Source organism: Streptomyces sp. MS191 (assembly GCF_008042125.1).
In the GTDB taxonomy this organism is placed as follows: domain Bacteria; phylum Actinomycetota; class Actinomycetes; order Streptomycetales; family Streptomycetaceae; genus Streptomyces.
Genome location: NZ_RDBI01000040.1, coordinates 419,128 through 437,399, shown reverse-complemented (window position 1 = coordinate 437,399; position 18,272 = coordinate 419,128). Strand labels below are relative to the sequence as shown.

The window sequence follows — 18,272 nt, the reverse complement described above, 5'->3', positions numbered from 1 at the left end:
ACCGATTTGCGGGGCCGATGTCAGACCTGGCTTGTAGGGTCTGATCTTGAGAGACCCAACCGAGCGGGCCGATTCGAGCGGGGTGAGGGATATGGCGACCAAGGACACCGGCGGCGGACAGCAGAAGGCGACGCGTTCCACGGAAGAGGTCGAGGAGACGACCGCGGAGGCGAGCTCCGACCTCCAGGAACGCCAGGAGAAGCTGAGCGACGACGTCGACTCCGTCCTGGACGAGATCGACGACGTCCTGGAGGAGAACGCCGAGGACTTCGTGCGATCGTTCGTGCAGAAGGGTGGCCAGTAGCCACCGCTGCCTTCGCTTCGAAGGCCGAGAGCGGGGCGCGCGCCCCGAGCCAGGACTGAGGAGCGGCGTGCGCGGTGGGGTGGTGACCCGGCCGCGCACGTCCTCCCCGTCACGGCGCCGGCGGGCGCCGGGCGCACCCGCGCCGTGCTCCGCCGCGCATCCGCAGCACCGCCCGGCCGTCCGCCSGGCGGACCCGGGAGGCATCCACGACGATCCGCCGTACTGCTCGCGCAGTACATGTGGATCACCGCCACGGGACGGGTAGGGTCCGTGGCACAACGTGCAGCAACTGCAATACGGGCACCGGCTCGTTGGGAGAGGATCCCGACACGATGCGTCGGGCCGACTCATACCTGGAGGGACACGCGTGGAAGCCAACACTCGTAGCACCGGGCGTCTACCAGCTGCCTTCCTGACGCCGGGGTCGTCCTCGTTCCTGGACTTCCTCTCCGACCACTCGCCGGAGCTGCTCCCCGGCAACCGGAAGCTTCCCGAGGGGATCGTCGAGGCACCGCACGGCACCACGATCGTGGCCGTGACGTTCCCCGGCGGAGTCGTCCTCGCCGGTGACCGCCGCGCGACCATGGGCAACATGATCGCCCAGCGCGACATCGAGAAGGTCTTCCCGGCCGACGAGTACTCGGCCGTGGGCATCGCCGGCACCGCCGGCCTCGCCGTGGAGATGGTCAAGCTGTTCCAGCTGGAGCTGGAGCACTTCGAGAAGGTGGAGGGGGCGACCCTCTCCCTGGAGGGCAAGGCGAACCGCCTCTCCACCATGATCCGCGGCAACCTCGGCATGGCCATGCAGGGCCTCGCGGTGGTCCCGCTCTTCGCCGGCTGGGACGAGGGCAAGGAGAAGGGCCGGATCTTCTCCTACGACGTGACCGGCGGCCGCTCCGAGGAGCACGGCTTCGCCGCCACGGGCTCCGGTTCGATCTTCGCCCGCGGCTCGATGAAGAAGCTCTACCGTCCCGACCTGACGGAGGAACAGGCCACCACGCTGGTCGTGCAGGCGCTGTACGACGCGGCCGACGACGACTCGGCGACCGGTGGACCGGACCTCTACCGGCACATCTACCCGATCGTCACCGTCATCACCGACGAGGGCTTCCGGCGGCTCACCGAGGAGGAGTCCTCGGCGCTCGCCCGCTCGGTCACCGATCGGCGACTGGAGCAGCCCGACGGCCCGCGCGCCGCCCTGCTCTGACCCACCGTCGCCCTCTCCCGGACCGCGTCCGGGGCATCCCCAGCGCCCAGAAGAAAGGGACGGACCACCGGTGTCGACTCCGTTCTACGTCTCACCCCAGCAGGCCATGGCCGACCGGGCCGAGTACGCCCGCAAGGGCATCGCCCGGGGCCGCAGTCTCGTCGTCCTCCAGTACACCGACGGCATCGTCTTCGTGGGCGAGAACCCGTCCCGCGCACTGCACAAGTTCAGTGAGATCTACGACCGGATCGGCTTCGCCGCGGCCGGCAAGTACAACGAGTACGAGAACCTCCGCATCGGCGGCGTCCGCTACGCCGACCTGCGGGGCTACACCTACGACCGCGACGACGTGACCGCGCGCGGCCTGGCCAACGTCTACGCCCAGACGCTCGGCACGATCTTCTCCAGCGCGGGCGAGAAGCCCTACGAGGTGGAGCTGGTCGTCGCCGAGGTGGGCGCCGAGCCCGAGGGCGACCAGATCTACCGGCTGCCGCACGACGGGTCGATCGTGGACGAGCACGGCTCGGTCGCGGTCGGCGGCAACGCCGAGCAGATCAGCAGCTTCCTGGACCAGCGGCACCGCGACGGGATGTCCCTGGCGGAGGCGCTGAAGCTCGCCGTCCAGGCGCTCTCGCGCGACACCAACGGCAGCGAGCGGGAGATCCCCGCCGAGCGCCTGGAGGTGGCCGTGCTGGACCGCACGCGTCCGCAGCAGCGCAAGTTCAAGCGGATCATCGGACGCCAGCTGGTGCGTCTGATGGAGGCGGACAACGCGGCGATCGCGAAGACGGACGACCCGTCGGACGAGATTCCGGACGAGTCGGCGGAGTAGGTCCCCGCAGGCAGTCACGTCGGCCCCGGCCCGCCCAGCGGACCGGGGCCGACGGCGTACCCGGTCCCCGGCCGGGGCGCCGCGGGGCGGGCGATGACGTCAGACCGCGGGCGGCGGGCCCGAGGAGCCGCGGGGCTTCAGGGTCACCGGCAGATCGCCGGCCTGCGGCGGCTCGCCCGCCAGAACGGCGAGGAGCGCGGCCATGCCCCGCTCCCCGATGGTCTCGGCGGGCAGCCGGATCGTGGTGAGCTCGGGCTCCAGCGCGGTCGCGAGCGCCAGGTCGTCGAAGCCGGTGACCGAGACGTCCTCGGGCACCCGCAGCCCCAGCCGCCGGACCGCTTTGCAGGCGCCGGCCGCCAGGATGTCGTCGTCGCAGATCAACGCCGTCGGCCGGGGGCCCGGGCCGGTGAGGGCCAGCTCGGCGGCGGCCCGGGCGCCGTCGACGTCCAGCGGGGCGCGGACGGTGCGTACGGACACGTCCCGCAGGGCCTCCCGCAGCGCCGTCGCCCGCACGTCGAAGGTCCAGGACGGCACGGCGGAGGCGAGGTGGACGAAGCTGCGGTGGCCGAGGCCCAGCAGATGCCCGGTGATCTGCCGCATGCCGTCCGCGACGTCGAGGTTCACGTGCGCCGCCGCCGCGGTGTCGGCGGGGTCGCTGTCCAGCATCACCAGCGGCAGATCCGTCCCCCGGAACGCCTCCAGGGCGTCGGAGGCCATGGACGAGGCGATGACGCCGTCGAGCGCGGCGCGGGCCGAGGCGAAGGGGTCCCGGGCGGGTCCGACGCCGTCGGGGGAGGGGTAGAGCACCACCCCGAAGCCGTGGCGGGCGGCGACCGTGGCGGCGCCGGTGTAGACGCGGGCGAAGAACTCGTTGGTCAGCGCCGGGACCACGAGGAGGGCGGTCCTGGTCCGGCCGAGGCGCAGGTTGCGCGCCGCGAGGTTCGGCCGGTACCCGAGCCCGCGCGCGGCCTCCCGTACCGACTCCGCCGTCCGCTCCGAGACCCGGCCGCGCCATTTGTCGCCCAGCACCAGCGAGACGGTGGCCTGGGACACCCCAGCGGCCCTGGCGACGTCACGACTGGTCGGCCGCGGTCCGCCGAGCGGTTCCGGGGTCTGCACACATGCCTCCGCGATCTACGGTCCCTGCCTGCTGCCGACCCGTGGGCTGGACCCACGGGATGTCGCCATGGTACGTATGACGCAAGAAGTTATACGTAAAACCTCGGGGGTGGGCACCGGGGGAGAGGAGACCGACATGGCCACCGAGGCCAGGACGACGGGCGGCTATCGCGACATCCTCGGGGCGCCGCACGCCCTGCGGCTGCTCACCGGGACCCTCGTGGGCCGGCTCCCCAACGGGACCGGCCCCATCGCGATCGTGCTCTTCACCCGCGCCGAGGGCGGCAGCTACAGCCTCGCCGGCGGCCTCACCGCCGCCTACGGCATCGCCACCGCCGTCGGACAGCCCCTCCTGGGCCGGGCCGTCGACCTCAAGGGACAGCCGCGCGTCCAGCTCCCGGCCGCGCTCGTCTCCGCCCTCGGCATGATCGTCCTGGCCCTGGCCGGCATCGGCCACCTCCCCCTCGCCTACGCGGCCGTGGTCGTCGCCGGACTCCTCACCCCGCCCCTCGAAGGCGGCCTGCGTGCCCTGTGGCCGAGCGTGCTGGGGCGCGAGGACCGGGTCCACCGCGCCTACGCCCTGGACGCCGTCGCCCAGGAGGTCATGTTCACCGTCGGCCCGCTGCTGCTGACCCTCCTCGTCGCCCTCTGGTCGCCCGCCGCCGCCCTCGTCGTCATCAACGTCCTCGGCGTCCTCGGCGCGCTCTCCGTCGTCGTCTCCGAGCCCTCCCGCGTCTGGCGCTCCGAACCCCGCGAGGCCCACTGGCTCGGCGCCCTGCGCTCGCCCGGACTGCTCGCCCTGCTCGGCTCGTTCTTCTTCGTCGGCCTCGCCCTCGGCTCCATCACCGTCGCCGGCCTCGCGTACGCCGACGACCAGGGCAACGAGGCGGCCTACGGCTGGCTGATGGCCGCGCTCGGCCTCGGAGCCCTCATCGGCGGTGTCGCCTACGGTGCCCGCCACTGGTCCAGCGCCCCCGAGCGGCGGCTCCGCGTCATCGTCGGCCTGCTGGCCCTCGGCTACCTGCCCCTGATGCTCACGCCCGGGGTCGTGCCGATGACCGCGCTCGCCGCGCTCTCCGGCGTCTTCCTCGCCCCCGCCCTCGCGTGCGGCTTCATCGTCGTCGACCGGCACGCGCCGACCGGCACGGTCACCGAGGCCTTCTCCTGGCTCGTCACCACCTTCGGTGTCGGGGCCGCCCTCGGCTCGGCCGTCGCCGGACCCGTCGTCGAACTCTCCGGAACCACCGCGGGCTTCGGTGTCGCCGGCGCCGGAGGCTTCGCGGCGCTCCTGGTCCTCCTGGCCACCGGCCGCGTCCTCCGGACGCCCGGTCACCGGACACGACACGCCGTGGCCGCCGGCGGCGGGAACCCCGGACACGCCGAAAAGAACACCGACCCATCGGAAAATGATCGAAACGGGGCCGTCGAACCCGGTTTCAGCGCAGGGCATCAGGCGTAATGTTCAGTCATGGACCGCCGCATTTTCGGGCTGGAGAACGAGTACGGCGTCACGTGCACGTTCAGGGGACAGCGCCGACTGTCTCCTGACGAAGTGGCGCGCTACCTCTTCCGCCGTGTCGTGTCATGGGGCCGCAGCAGCAATGTCTTCCTGCGGAACGGCGCCCGCCTGTACCTCGACGTGGGTTCGCATCCGGAATACGCAACACCGGAATGCGACAACGTGACCGAACTGGTCACCCACGACAAGGCCGGCGAGCGCATTCTCGAAGGTCTGCTCGTCGACGCCGAACGCCGCCTGCACGAGGAGGGAATCGCCGGCGACGTCTATCTCTTCAAGAACAACACCGATTCGGCGGGAAACTCCTACGGCTGCCACGAGAACTATCTCGTCGCCCGCCACGGAGAGTTCTCCCGGCTCGCGGACATCCTCATTCCCTTCCTCGTCACCCGGCAGCTCATCTGCGGGGCCGGAAAGGTCCTCCAGACCCCGCGCGGCGCCGTCTACTGCGTCTCCCAGCGGGCGGAGCACATCTGGGAGGGCGTCAGCTCCGCGACGACCCGCTCCCGGCCCATCATCAACACCCGGGACGAACCGCACGCGGACGCGGAGCGCTACCGCCGTCTCCACGTCATCGTCGGCGACTCCAACATGTCCGAGACGACCATGCTGCTCAAGGTCGGCGCCACCGACCTGGTGCTGCGCATGATCGAGGCGGGCACCGTGATGCGCGACCTGACGCTGGAGAACCCCATCCGGGCCATCCGCGAGGTCAGTCACGACATCACCGGCCAGCGCAAGGTCCGACTCGCCAGCGGGCGCGAGGCCTCCGCCCTGGAGGTCCAGCGCGAGTACTACGAGAAGGCCGCGGACTTCGTCGACCGCCGCGGCATCCGCACCGGCACGGTCGCCCAGGTGCTGGAGCTGTGGGGGCGCACCCTCGACGCCATCGAGGCCGAGGACCTCGACCGCATCGGCACCGAGATCGACTGGGTCATGAAGTACAAGCTCATCGAGCGGTACCGGGCGAAGAACAACATGACCATGTCGCACCCCCGGGTCGCGCAGATAGACCTCGCCTACCACGACATCCACCGCCGCCGAGGGCTCTACTACCTCCTGGAGAGGAAGGGGCAGGCGGCCCGGATCTGCAACGACATGAAGATCTTCGAGGGCAAGTCCGTGCCCCCGCAGACCACCAGGGCGCGACTGCGCGGCGACTTCATCCGCCGCGCGCAGGAGCAGCGACGGGACTTCACCGTCGACTGGGTCCACCTCAAGCTCAACGACCAGGCCCAGCGCACCGTGTTGTGCAAGGACCCCTTCCGGTCGGTCGACGACCGGGTGGAGAAGCTGATCGCCGGAATGTAGCCCCGACCTCACGACACGTCAGGCCCCGCACGTCCCACGTGCGGGGCCTGACGTGCGTCGTCGGTCGCCGATGCTCCGCATGGGCTCCCTCCTCCGCCTTGCGATCGCACGCACCAGGCCCCGCTCACCGATCCGGCCTGATCGGCGCGGCACCCCCCTGGGGGATGCCTCACCGAGCAGGCCGGGCTCGCGTGCCCTGGCACGCACGCTCGCCGCGTTGTCGTCGGTCGCCGATGCTCCGCATGGGCTCCCTCCTCCGCCTTGCGATCGCACGCACCGGGCCCCGCTCACCGATCCGGCCTGATCGGCGTGGCACCCCCTAGAGTGTCGAGCAACTACTGTGCCGTCTGAGATCTGAGGAACACGTGCGCCGACTTGCCGGCCTACTGGTCGTCCCGCTGCTGCTGCTCTCGACAGCGGCCTGCGGCAGCGACGACAAGGGCTCCGATTCCGCCTCGATGAAGAACGGGCTGCCCGCCATCACCGCGGGCGAGAAGTTCGGAGAGAAGCCCACCCTCGCGAAGGGAGAGGGGGATCCGCCCAAGGAGCTCAAGGTCAATGTGATCAGCAAGGGCGACGGCGCGGTCACGAAGAAGGGCGACGCGATCCAGGTGAACTACCTGGGTCAGGCGTGGGACTCCACCACCCCCTTCGACAACAGCTTCGACCGCGGCCAGCCGTTCGACCTGACGCTGGGCGCCGGTCAGGTCATCAAGGGCTGGGACCAGGGCCTGGAGGGCCAGACCGTCGGAAGCCGGGTCGAACTCGGCATCCCGCCGGACCTCGGCTACGGCGCGCAGGGCCAGGGCGACATCAAGCCCAACGCCACCCTCGTCTTCGTCGTGGACATCCTCAAGGCGACCACGATCCCCAAGTCCGCCACGGGCACCGCGGTCGCCCAGGACAACAAGGACCTGCCGAAGGTCGGTACCAACACCGACGGCAAGGCGCCCTCGCTGACCGTCCCCAAGGTCGACCCGCCGACCAAGCTCGTCTCGAACTACGTCCTCGAGTCCAAGGGCGACGTCGTCAAGAACACCGACACGGTCGTCGTGAACTACGTCGCGGCGCTGTGGAAGGACGGCAAGGTCTTCGACTCCACCTACGCGCGGGGCAAGACCGAGAACTTCCCGCTCGCCCAGCTGACCCTGAAGGGCCTCAAGGACGGCATCACCGGCAAGAAGGTGGGCAGTCGCATCCTGATCGTCGCCCCGCCGTCCGAGGCGTTCGGGAACGAGGAGAAGCAGGGAATCCCGAAGGGATCCACCCTGGTGTTCGCCCTGGACATCCTGGCGAAGGTGTAAGACTGTCCCGACGCAGTACACCGGTATGAGGAGCAGTGCAGTGAGCATCGAGAAGCCCGAGGTCGACTTCCCGGGCGGCGAGCCGCCGAAGGACCTGGAGATCAAGGACATCTGGGAGGGTGACGGTCCGGAGGCCAAGGCCGGCGCCACCGTCTCCGTCCACTACGTGGGCGTCTCCTTCTCCACCGGCGAGGAGTTCGACTCCTCCTGGAACCGCGGCACCCCGCTGCAGTTCCAGCTCGGTGTGGGCCAGGTCATCCAGGGCTGGGACAAGGGCGTTCAGGGCATGAAGGTCGGCGGCCGCCGCCAGCTGATCATCCCCGCGCACCTCGCGTACGGAGACCGCGGCGCCGGCGGCAAGATCGCCCCGGGCGAGACGCTGATCTTCGTCTGCGACCTGGTCGCCGTCTGATCGGTCGCATCCGACCGTAAACGGTCATGACGAGGGCCCATGCCGTCCGGCATGGGCCCTCGGCTTTTGCCCGGACACCCCGGGGCGGTACGGTCGGACGTCCGAGAAGTCAATCCGGCAGAAGAGGTGCAGGGCGTCGATGGCGATTGCCAAGGCCGAGCGGCTGATGAATCTGGCGCTCTGTCTGCTCGGGACCCGGCGGCCGCTCTCCAAGCGTGAGCTCCGCGGCTCCATCGAGGCGTACATGGAAGCGAGCACGGACGACTCGTTCAACCGGATGTTCGAGCGCGACAAGGACGATCTGCGCGAGCTCGGCCTGGTCATCGCGACCGTCGAGAACCTGGAGGGCGAGACCGGCTACCTCGCCCGGCGCGACTCCAACCGCCTTCCGCCCATCACGCTGGACGCCGAGGAGGCCGCCGCCCTCGGCCTGGCCGCGAAGGTCTGGCAGCAGGCCCGTCTCGCCGGGGCCGCCAGCGGCGCCCTGCAGAAGCTCCGCGCCGCCGGGATGCCCGAGGCCGAGGACTCGTACGAGGCGCAGCACAGCGCGCTGGAGCCGCGCATCCCCGTGCACGAGGCCGCGTTCGAGCCCCTGATGCTCGCCTGCCGCGACCGTCGCCCCGTCGTCTTCGACTACCGCAAGGCCACCGCCGCCCGCCCCGAGACCCGCCAGGTCGAGCCCTGGACGCTCGAGTGCGTGCGCGGCCACTGGTACCTGGCCGGCTGGGACCGCGACCGCGGCGCCGAGCGCGTCTTCCGTCTCTCCCGCATCACCGGCAAGGTCCGCTCCCGGGCCGGCGCCTTCACCGCGCCCGTGCCCGATGTCGTCACCGTCCGGGAGACCGTCGAGCGCTGGTCCGGCGAGATCGCCACCCGCTCGGCCCGGATCCGGCTGCGTGTCGGCTGCGGCTACCCGCTGCGGGCGCGTGCCCGCTCGGTGAGCGAGGGCGCGGACGGCTGGGACGAGCTCGAGATCCCGTACGGACACGGCCTGGACGCCTGGCTCGTCGAGTTCGGCCCGGACGTCGTCGTACTGGAGCCCGCCGACCTGCGGGCCGACGTGATGGACCGGCTGCGCGCCGTGGCCAAGGGCTGAGGGGACGAACGGCATGGCAGCGAACGCGATCGACCAGACGAGGCGGATGCTCTCCCTCGTCACCTACCTCCGCGAGCGGCCCGGCGCCCACGTCGCCGACGTCGCCCGCGCCTTCGGCATCACCGAGGACGAGCTGATCTCCGACCTCGACGTGCTGCCGATGTGCGGCACCAGCTTCCGCGGCGGCGACCTCCTCGACATCGACACCGACGGCGACCGCATCTGGTGGCACAACCCCGACGACGTCGCCGAGCCGCTGCGACTGGCCGCCGACGAGGCGACCGCGCTGCTGGTCGCCGCCCGGGCCGTCGCCACCCTGCCCGGACTGCGCGAGAGCGACCGGGAGGCGCTGCTGCGCGCGACCGCCAAGCTGGAGACGGCGGCCGGTGAGACCGCCGGCGCCAGCGCCCGGCTCTCGGTCACCTTCGAGTCCGAGGGCGGCGTCTTCGCCGAGGTCGACCGGGCGATCTCGGAGCGTCGCCGGCTGTGGGTGCGGTACTACTCGCCCGCCCGCGACGAACTGACCGAGCGCGAGGTCGACCCGATCCGCCTCTTCGCCGTCGGCCACACCTACATGGAGGCGTGGTGCCGGCTCTCCGAGGCGCGCCGCACCTTCCGTCTCGACCGCGTCGCCGAGATCCGGATCCTGGACGAGCAGTCCGCACCGCCGGAGATCGAGCTGCGCGACCTGTCCGAAGGGCTCGTCCAGCCCTCGGCCGAGGACCCCGAGGTCGTCGTGGAGGTCGGGCCCGGCGGTCGCTGGGTCGCCGAGTACTACCCGCACGACCGGGCCGAGGAGCTGGCCGACGGGGGACTGCGCATCACCCTGCGCACGCCCGCACCGGCCTCGCTGCGCAGGCTCGCGCTGCGGCTCGGCAGCGACGGGCGGATCGTGGCCCCGCAGGACCTCGCCGACAGCGCCCGGCAGGCCGCCGCGGACGCCCTCGCCGCCTACGGGGACGGCGGGTGACGGGTTCCCCGCCTGCGGGCGGGGAAAGGGGAAGGTGACATTCCCCGTGCGGTGGGCGCTGTTGTCTGTGGAACCGATCGGATCGCGCGAGCGCGCGTGTGCGGGGAGTCGAGAGGGATGAGGAAATGTCCGTGATGCACGGAATGACGGCATCGATCGCGCCGGTGTTCTTCAAGGCCGCCTGCCCCGACTGCCGCTCCCGTTTCGAACTCGCCGCGAGCGCCCTGCGCCTCGCCATCGGAGCGAGCCGCCGCACCACCTTCTACTCCTTCACGTGCCCCGAGTGCGGCAGCGCCGTCCGCAAGCCCGCGGGGGAGCGGATCGTCGAACTCCTCACCGGCGGCGGTGTCCGCACCCTGCGCCTGCACCCCACCGTCTGACGCGTCGCGGTCCGCGCAGCGTCTAGGCTCGGCACATGTTCTGGCCCATGCTCGCCATCGCTCTCGGATTCCTCGGCATCGCCGTCCTCGGCGTCCTCGGCATCAAGGTCTTCGTCGAGGCCCAGCGGCTCGGCCGCCAGGTCGCGGATACCACGGCCCGCATCAATCGCGCTGCCGAAGACCTCGAAAGGGCGGCCGGAGACCTGGCCCGCAGCGGCGAGGGCCTGCGCTGATCCCCTGCCGCACCCTGCGACGCGGGGCCCCGTCCCGGCCGCCCGGTCGGCAATCGTGAGTATGCATGGGCATTGCCCTGCGTTTACTCCTGCGGGTTACGATCGCAGACAGCGCGGTGGCCGGACGCATGTCCGACCCGCCGGGCACACGCACTCCATGTCGCCTCGGTGAAGAAGGTAAACAGCTATGGGTAGGCTCGGCCCCACCGAGATCATTCTGATCCTCGTCGTCATCATCCTGCTGTTCGGCGCCAAGAAGCTCCCGGACATGGCCCGTTCCCTCGGCAAGTCGGCCCGCATCCTCAAGAGCGAGGCCAAGGCGATGAAGTCGGACGACCAGCAGCCCGCCCCCGCCGACCCGCCGCACCCCGGCGCCGCGGACCAGGCCGCCCCGCGCACCATCCAGGCCTCGCCCGGGGACGTGACCAGCGCGCGCCCCGTGACCGAGCCCTCGGACACCACCAAGCGCTGACCCGGTCCGCCGCAGTCCGCCGCACCGAGCGGCGGTCTGCCGCACGAGATGAGGACGTGGGTTGCTGAAGTCTGCCCGCAAGCAGGTGAAGGATCCCGAGGGCCGCATGCCCCTCGTGGAACACCTGCGTGAGCTCCGCAACCGCATGGCGAAGGGCCTCCTGGCCATCGCCGCGGTCACCATCGTGGCCCTCGTGTACAGCGAGGACCTGATGCAGTTCCTGACGAAGTCGGTGCCCAAGTGCGCCCCCGGCGTGACCAGCGACGGCGGCAACTGCGCGATCGTCTCCTTCAACACGCTGATCGCCCCGTTCAGCACGACGATCCAGGTCAGCCTCGTGACCGGCCTCGTCGTCGCGAGCCCGATCTGGCTCTACCAGCTGTGGGCCTTCATCGCCCCGGGCCTGCACAAGAACGAGAAGAAGTACACGTACGCCTTCGTCGGCGCCGCGGTGCCGCTGTTCACCGCCGGCGCCTACCTCGCGTACCTCATTCTTCCCATCAGCGTGAAGGTCCTCATCAGCCTCACGCCCGGCGGCTCGGCGAACATCCTGTCCCTCGGTGACGTCCTCGACTTCACCCTGCGCATGGTGCTCGTCTTCGGCCTCGCCTTCGAGCTCCCCCTCGTCCTGGTCATGCTCAACCTGACCGGCATCCTGACCGGCCGCCGGATGGCCGGCTGGTGGCGCGGCGTGATCATGGGCGTCTTCGTCTTCGGCGCCGTCATCACCCCCACCACGGACCCGGTCGGCATGCTGGCCCTGGCCGGCCCCATCACCGTGCTGTACCTCGCCGCCGTCGCCTTCTCGCTCCTGAACGACCGGCGCCGCGCCCGTCGTGACCCGGACGCCGAGCTCGACGACGACGAGGCGTCGACCCTGGACCACACCCCCGAGGCCGTCGGAGCCGTCGAACCCGTCAGCGCCGTCCGGGCCCTGCCCGAGCAGGCCACCGGCGACGCCGAAGGCGCCCGCGCACTTCGCCAGGGCGGTTACGACGACATCACCTGATCTTGTAGGGTCCCCCGCAGACTCCGTCCCGGGGGGACCCATGACCAGCGAGATCACCCTGTTCGTCAATCCCACCGCGGGACGCGGCCGGGGCGCGGACGCCGCGCTGCCGGCCGCTCGCGCGTTCCAGGACGCCGGCCTCACGGTCCGCACCGTCCAGGGAACCGACGCCCCGGACGCCCTGCGGCGCGCGCGTGAGGCCGTGGCCCGGGGGACCGGCGCGCTCGTCGCCGTCGGCGGCGACGGCATGGTCTCCCTCGCCCTCCAGGCCGTCGCCGGCACCTCCACCCCGCTCGGCGTCGTCGCCGTCGGCACCGGGAACGACTTCGCCCGCGCCGTCGGCCTCCCCCTGCGCGAACCCGCGGCGGCCGCCCGGCTGGCCGCCGGACTGCTCCCGGGCGGCGGCCGGCGCATCGACCTCGGCAGGGTCGGCGACCGCTGGTTCGGGACGGTCCTCGCCTCCGGGTTCGACTCCCGCGTCAACGACCGCGGCAACCGCATGCGCCTGCCCGCCGGCCGGTTCAAGTACGACCTCGCCATGATCGCCGAACTCGCCGCCTTCCAGCCCGTCCCGTACCGGCTCACCCTCGACGACGGCAGCGAGCGGCTGATCGACGCCACGCTCGTCGCCGTGGGCAACGGCACCTCCTACGGCGGGGGAATGCGCATCTGCGCAGACGCCCGCATGGACGACGGCCTCCTCGACGTGACCGTCGTCGGCGACTGCTCCCGCACCACCCTCCTCAAGGTCTTCCCGCGGGTCTACCGGGGCACCCACCTCGACCACCCGGTGGTCTCCGTCCACCGGGCGCGCGCCGTCACCCTCGAAGCGCCCGGTGTCACCGGCTACGCCGACGGCGAGCCGCTCGGCCCGCTGCCGCTCACGGCGCACTGCGTGCCCGGCGCGCTCCGGATCCTGGCGCCCGAGCCCGGGCCCGGGCCCGAGCCCGAGCCCGAGCTCGAGCTCGAGCCTGGGCGCGGGACCGGACGGACGTCGTAGCCGTCGCCGCCGGCCGTGTCCCGGGGCCGTCCCACGGCCGGTTCGCGCCGTCCGGCGGTTCTCCCGCGGCGGTCATTTAAAGATCGCGTCACTGTCCGAGTCGGCGGGTAGGCTCGACAACAAGATGACAGAGGACCTCACACCAGCCGAAGCGTACGCAGCAGCCCGGGCACGCAACGCCGAGCAGGCCACGGCGCTGGCCCCCTTCCGCGAGATGTACGAGTTCGGTCTGGACCCGTTCCAGATCGAGGCCTGCCAGGCCCTCGAAGCGGGTAAGGGCGTGCTCGTCGCCGCCCCCACCGGCTCGGGCAAGACCATCGTCGGCGAGTTCGCCGTCCACCTCGCCCTGCGCCAGGGGCGCAAGTGCTTCTACACGACGCCGATCAAGGCACTGTCGAACCAGAAGTACGCCGACCTCGTGAAGCGTTACGGAGCCGACAAGGTCGGCCTCCTCACCGGCGACAACAGCGTCAACTCCGAGGCGCCCGTCGTCGTCATGACGACCGAGGTCCTGCGCAACATGCTGTACGCGGGCTCGCAGACCCTCAGCGGTCTCGGGTACGTCGTCATGGACGAGGTGCACTACCTCTCGGACCGCTTCCGCGGCGCCGTCTGGGAGGAAGTGATCATCCACCTCCCGGAGTCCGTGACCCTCGTGTCACTCTCCGCCACCGTGTCGAACGCCGAGGAGTTCGGCGACTGGCTCGACACCGTGCGCGGCGACACCGAGGTCATCGTCTCCGAGAGCCGCCCCGTGCCGCTCTGGCAGCACGTCCTCGCCGGGCGCCGGATGTACGACCTCTTCGAGGAGGAGAGCGACCACGGCGGACGCGCCGCCTCCCGCCGCGAGGTCAACCCCGACCTGATGCGCCTCGCCCGCACCGAGAACACCCGCACGTACAACCCGCGCGAGCGCCGCCGCGGCAAGATGGTCCGCGAGGCCGACCGCGAGCGCGAGCGGCGCCAGCGCTCCCGCATCTGGACGCCGGGCCGGCCCGAGGTCATCGAACGGCTCGACGCCGAGGGGCTCCTGCCCGCCATCACCTTCATCTTCAGCCGGGCCGGCTGCGAGGCCGCCGTCCAGCAGTGCCTGTACGCCGGGCTGCGCCTCAACAACGACGAGGCGCGCCTCCGGGTCCGCGAGATCGTCGAGGCGCGCACCGCCTCGATCCCCGACGAGGACCTGCACGTCCTCGGCTACTACGAGTGGCTCGAAGCGCTGGAGCGCGGCATCGCGGCCCACCACGCCGGCATGCTCCCGACCTTCAAGGAGGTCGTCGAGGAGCTCTTCGTCCGCGGCCTCGTCAAGGCCGTCTTCGCCACCGAGACACTGGCCCTGGGCATCAACATGCCCGCCCGGTCCGTCGTCCTGGAGAAGCTCGTCAAGTGGAACGGCGAGCAGCACGCCGACATCACCCCGGGCGAGTACACGCAGCTCACCGGCCGCGCCGGCAGGCGCGGCATCGACGTCGAGGGGCACGCCGTCGTGCTGTGGCAGCGCGGGCTCGACCCCGGCCACCTCGCCGGGCTCGCCGGCACCCGGACCTACCCGCTGCGCTCCAGCTTCAAGCCGTCGTACAACATGGCCGTCAACCTCGTCGACCAGTTCGGCCGGCACCGCTCCCGCGAACTGCTCGAGACGTCCTTCGCGCAGTTCCAGGCCGACCGGTCCGTCGTCGGCATCTCCCGCCAGGTCCAGCGGAACGAGGAGGGCCTCGAGGGCTACCGCGAGGGCATGACCTGCCACCTCGGCGACTTCGAGGAGTACGCGCAGCTGCGCCGCGACCTCAAGGACCGCGAGACCGAGCTGGCCAAGCAGGGTGCCGCCCAGCGCCGTGCCCAGGCGGCGGCCTCGCTGGAGCGGCTCAAAGCCGGAGACGTCATCCACGTGCCCACCGGCAAGTTCGCCGGCCTCGCCCTCGTCCTCGACCCGGGCATCCCCGCCGGCCGCACCAACGGCCACCGGGGCTTCGAGCAGCACGACGGGCCGCGTCCGCTCGTGCTCACCGCGGAACGGCAGGTCAAGCGCCTGGCCTCGATCGACTTCCCGGTCCCCGTCGAAGCCCTGGAACGGATGAGGATCCCCAGGTCCTTCAACCCGCGCTCGCCGCAGTCCCGGCGCGACCTCGCGTCCGCCCTGCGTACGAAGGCGGGGCACATCAACCCCGACCGGCACCGCAAGGACCGCTCGGCCGCCGCGGACGACCGCGAGATCGCCCGGCTGCGCACGGAACTGCGCGCCCACCCCTGCCACGGCTGTGACGAGCGCGAGGACCACGCCCGCTGGGCCGAGCGCTACCACCGGCTGCAGCGGGACACCCGGCAGCTGGAGCGGCGCATCGAGGGCCGTACCAACACCATCGCCCGCACCTTCGACCGCATCGTCGCGCTCCTCACCGAACTCGACTACCTGCGGGGCGACTCCGTCACCGAGAACGGCAAGAGGCTCGCCCGGCTGTACGGCGAACTCGACCTGCTGGCCAGCGAATGCCTGCGCGACGGCGTCTGGGAGGGCCTCACGCCGCCCGAACTGGCCGCCTGCGTATCGGCGCTGGTCTTCGAGGCGCGGCAGGCCGACGACGCCGTGGCGCCCAAGCTGCCGACCGGCAACGCGAAGGCCGCGCTCGGCGAGATGGTGCGGATCTGGGGCCGGCTCGACGCCCTGGAGGAGGAGTTCAAGATCAACCAGGCGGAGGGGGTCGGCCAGCGCGAGCCCGACCTGGGCTTCGCCTACGCGGCCTACCAGTGGGCTTCGGACAAGAGCCTCGACGAGGTGCTGCGCGAGGCCGAGATGCCGGCCGGCGACTTCGTCCGCTGGTGCAAGCAGGTCATCGACGTCCTCGGTCAGATCGCCGCCGCCGCGCCCAAGGAGAACAGCACGGTCGCGAAGAACGCCCGCAAGGCCGTCGACTCGCTGCTCAGGGGGGTCGTCGCCTACAGCTCGGTGGGCTGACGGCCGGACGGCCGTCGGACAGCGCACCGAAGTCACCCGAAGGGGCCCGTGGCCGTCGCCACGGGCCCCTTCGGCTTGCCCCCGGGGCCTTTCGTCGCCGCGGGCCTTTCGGGTGCCCCGGTTCTTCCTTCGCCACGGGCCCGTCGAGGTCTTCCGTCACAGTGTCGGGCGGGCCCGCTTCCTCCCGGCCGCGGCGCCCCGGCCCGCGGTGCACGCGGCGGGGCGTCTTCTCCCCTTCGGTGGTGGCTCGTTGTCCACAGCCCGTTGTCCACAGGGGTGGCGGAGTGGCACACCCTTCCGATTCCATGGAGTCGTACACGATTCAACACCGTTGAGAGGAAGAGAACTTGACCACGCAAGCGGGTCCGCGGGCTGCCGTCGAGGCGTCCGACGGACAGAGGATCGTGCCGGGGCCCCGGGGAGTGCCCCTGCTCGGGAACATGCCGGAGTTCGGCAAGGACCCGCTCGCCTTCTTCGAGCGGCTGCGTGAGCGTGGCGACTTCGTCAGCTGGCAGTTCGGACCGAGTCCCGCCCTCTTCATCGCCCACCCCGACACCATCGGCGAACTCCTCACCGAGATCGAGCGGACCTTCGACCAGCCTGACCTCGGCATCGCCTTCCGCACGCTCCTGGGCAACGGCGTGGTCGTCGCCAAGGGCGCCGACTGGCGCCGCAAGCGCTCGCTCGTCCAGCCGTCCGTCCGGCCCAAGCAGGTCCGTTCGTACGCCGCCACCATGGCCGAGTGCGCGGTCGCCCTCGCCGACCGCTGGAGCGACGGACAGCGCGTTGACGTCAAGAAGGAGATGGCGGCGCTCACCCAGCTCATCGCCGTCCGCACCATCTTCGGCGTCGACACGGCGGCGGACGCCGAAGTCATCGGGCGGGCCATGGACGTCGCCCAGAAGGAGATCGGGGCCGAGTTCAGCGGCATCGGAGCCATCCTGCCCGACTGGGTGCCCACGCCCGGCCGCGCCCGCATCAAGAAGGCCGCCGCCGTCATCGACGCCGAGGTCGGCCGGGTCGTCGCCCGTCACCGCGACGGCGACACCGAGCGGCCCGACCTGCTCAGCCGCCTGCTCGCGGCGCAGGACGAGACCGGCGCCCATCTCTCCGACGAGGAGATCCGCGACGAGACCGTCACCCTCTACATCGGCGGACACGAGACCACCAGCTCGACCCTCGTGTGGGCCTGGCACCTGCTCTCGCACAACCCGAGGGTGCGGGCTGCCCTCGCCGAGGAGCTGGACCGGGTGCTCGGCGACCGCGAGCCCGGCTTCGAGGACTACGCCCGGCTGCCCTATACCCAGGCGGTGGTGAAGGAGACCCTCCGGCTCTACCCGACCATCTGGCTTCTGACCGGCATCGCCAAGGAGGGTGCGGTGCTCGGCGGCCGGCCCGTTCCGCCCGGCACGCGGGTCTGGAGCAGCCAGTGGGCGACCCACCGCGACGCGCGCTGGTTCGGCGACCCCGAGGAGTTCCGCCCGGAGCGCTGGGGCACCGCGGCACCCGGCGCCTCGGGGGAGGACGGCGCGACCGACGGGGGGAGCGCCGAGGGCAAGGGCGCCGAGGAGATACCGGAGTACGCCTGGTTCCCGTTCGGTGGCGGCCCGCGGGTCTGCCTCGGAACGCGGTTCGCCATGGTCGAGGCCGTCCTGGTGCTCGCCGTCCTGGCCCGCCGCTTCCACCTCGACCTCGACCCCGGCGAGATACGCCCGGTGCCCAGCCTCACGCTCCAGCCGGACCGCGACGTCCTCGCCACCGTGCGGGCGAGGCCCGGCCGACCGACGGGCGAGGACGCGGATCCGGGCGCGGATCCGGGCGCGGATCCGGGCGCGGATCCGGGCGTGGCCGGGTCCGCCGAGGCGGCGCCGGCCGGGGCGACCGGGGCGGCAGGCGAGACCCTGTCGGCCGACGAGACCGCGACGTCCGGTGGGGCCGGTGGGGCCGGTGGGGCCGCGACGTCCGGTGAGGCTCCGGGAGCCCGAGAGGCGCCGGCGGCCGGCTAGGTCCGGGGTTCCAGTCCCGTCGGGCGGGTCGGCCGGGCCTCGCCCGCACGGTGGCGAGGACGTCGCGGTCCGGCTGGAGCGTGAGGCTGGGCACCGGGCGTATCTCGCCGGGGTCGAGGTCGAGGTGGAAGCGGCGGGCCAGGAC

General features: G+C 71.7%; 17 protein-coding genes and 1 pseudogene. 17 read left to right on the top strand and 1 reads right to left on the bottom strand.

Annotated features, from left to right (window positions below; all coding sequences use genetic code 11):
* Window positions 1-91: 91 nt before the first annotated feature.
* The 4 genes from EAO71_RS08900 (at window position 92) to prcA (ending at window position 2,343) form a co-directional block, all read left to right on the top strand.
* A complete protein-coding gene (locus tag EAO71_RS08900; RefSeq protein WP_187282613.1) occupies window positions 92-304 on the top strand; it encodes a ubiquitin-like protein Pup in 213 nt (70 codons plus the stop codon).
* 158 nt (window positions 305-462) lie between these two features.
* Window positions 463-720, top strand: coding sequence for an endonuclease domain-containing protein (locus EAO71_RS08895; protein WP_147979183.1), 258 nt, complete (start codon window positions 463-465; stop codon window positions 718-720).
* The gene (prcB, locus tag EAO71_RS08890) at window positions 672-1,511 is read left to right on the top strand and encodes a proteasome subunit beta (RefSeq protein WP_147977220.1); all 840 of its coding nucleotides are present in this window, start codon (window positions 672-674) and stop codon (window positions 1,509-1,511) included. Before EAO71_RS08895 ends, prcB begins: the two co-directional genes overlap by 49 nt.
* Before the next feature lie 70 nt (window positions 1,512-1,581).
* On the top strand, window positions 1,582-2,343 hold the full coding sequence (prcA, locus tag EAO71_RS08885) for a proteasome subunit alpha (protein ID WP_147977219.1): 762 nt from the start codon (window positions 1,582-1,584) through the stop codon (window positions 2,341-2,343).
* Between the two features lie 99 nt (window positions 2,344-2,442).
* Here prcA and EAO71_RS08880 read toward each other — a convergent pair whose 3' ends face one another.
* Window positions 2,443-3,462: a LacI family DNA-binding transcriptional regulator gene (locus tag EAO71_RS08880; protein ID WP_147977218.1), complete on the bottom strand. Its 1,020-nt coding sequence runs from the start codon at window positions 3,460-3,462 to the stop codon at window positions 2,443-2,445.
* A gap of 136 nt (window positions 3,463-3,598) precedes the next feature.
* Here EAO71_RS08880 and EAO71_RS08875 point away from each other — a divergent pair, with 136 nt between their 5' ends.
* From EAO71_RS08875 to EAO71_RS08815, 13 genes and pseudogenes are all read left to right on the top strand, one after another.
* Window positions 3,599-4,921, top strand: a complete 1,323-nt coding sequence (locus tag EAO71_RS08875; protein WP_147977217.1) for an MFS transporter — start codon at window positions 3,599-3,601, stop codon at window positions 4,919-4,921.
* A gap of 9 nt (window positions 4,922-4,930) precedes the next feature.
* Window positions 4,931-6,292, top strand: a complete 1,362-nt coding sequence (gene pafA / locus EAO71_RS08870) for a Pup--protein ligase (protein ID WP_147977216.1) — start codon at window positions 4,931-4,933, stop codon at window positions 6,290-6,292.
* Between the two features lie 365 nt (window positions 6,293-6,657).
* Window positions 6,658-7,596: an FKBP-type peptidyl-prolyl cis-trans isomerase gene (locus EAO71_RS08865; RefSeq protein WP_147977215.1), complete on the top strand. Its 939-nt coding sequence runs from the start codon at window positions 6,658-6,660 to the stop codon at window positions 7,594-7,596.
* A gap of 40 nt (window positions 7,597-7,636) precedes the next feature.
* Window positions 7,637-8,008, top strand: a complete 372-nt coding sequence (locus tag EAO71_RS08860) for an FKBP-type peptidyl-prolyl cis-trans isomerase (protein ID WP_147977214.1) — start codon at window positions 7,637-7,639, stop codon at window positions 8,006-8,008.
* Between the two features lie 139 nt (window positions 8,009-8,147).
* Window positions 8,148-9,104, top strand: a complete 957-nt coding sequence (locus tag EAO71_RS08855; protein ID WP_147977213.1) for a helix-turn-helix transcriptional regulator — start codon at window positions 8,148-8,150, stop codon at window positions 9,102-9,104.
* A 13-nt stretch (window positions 9,105-9,117) separates the two neighbouring features.
* Window positions 9,118-10,074 carry a helix-turn-helix transcriptional regulator gene (locus tag EAO71_RS08850; RefSeq protein ID WP_147977212.1) on the top strand — a complete coding sequence of 319 codons (957 nt, stop codon included), beginning with the start codon at window positions 9,118-9,120 and terminating at the stop codon, window positions 10,072-10,074.
* A gap of 125 nt (window positions 10,075-10,199) precedes the next feature.
* Window positions 10,200-10,454 (top strand): CpXC domain-containing protein, encoded by a 255-nt coding sequence (locus EAO71_RS08845; RefSeq protein WP_147977211.1) that lies wholly within the window; start codon window positions 10,200-10,202, stop codon window positions 10,452-10,454.
* A 35-nt stretch (window positions 10,455-10,489) separates the two neighbouring features.
* Window positions 10,490-10,687 carry a hypothetical protein gene (locus EAO71_RS08840; RefSeq protein WP_147977210.1) on the top strand — a complete coding sequence of 66 codons (198 nt, stop codon included), beginning with the start codon at window positions 10,490-10,492 and terminating at the stop codon, window positions 10,685-10,687.
* Between the two features lie 187 nt (window positions 10,688-10,874).
* A complete protein-coding gene (gene tatA, locus EAO71_RS08835; RefSeq protein WP_147977209.1) occupies window positions 10,875-11,159 on the top strand; it encodes a Sec-independent protein translocase subunit TatA in 285 nt (94 codons plus the stop codon).
* Between the two features lie 106 nt (window positions 11,160-11,265).
* Window positions 11,266-12,168 (top strand): twin-arginine translocase subunit TatC, encoded by a 903-nt coding sequence (tatC, locus tag EAO71_RS08830; protein WP_187282730.1) that lies wholly within the window; start codon window positions 11,266-11,268, stop codon window positions 12,166-12,168.
* 40 nt (window positions 12,169-12,208) lie between these two features.
* A complete protein-coding gene (locus EAO71_RS08825; RefSeq protein WP_147977207.1) occupies window positions 12,209-13,168 on the top strand; it encodes a diacylglycerol kinase in 960 nt (319 codons plus the stop codon).
* Window positions 13,169-13,292: 124 nt separating this feature from the next.
* Window positions 13,293-16,121, top strand: a complete 2,829-nt coding sequence (locus EAO71_RS08820; RefSeq protein ID WP_147977206.1) for a DEAD/DEAH box helicase — start codon at window positions 13,293-13,295, stop codon at window positions 16,119-16,121.
* 347 nt (window positions 16,122-16,468) lie between these two features.
* A pseudogene (locus tag EAO71_RS08815) lies at window positions 16,469-17,893 on the top strand (cytochrome P450); the annotation flags it as partial.
* Window positions 17,894-18,272: the final 379 nt, after the last annotated feature.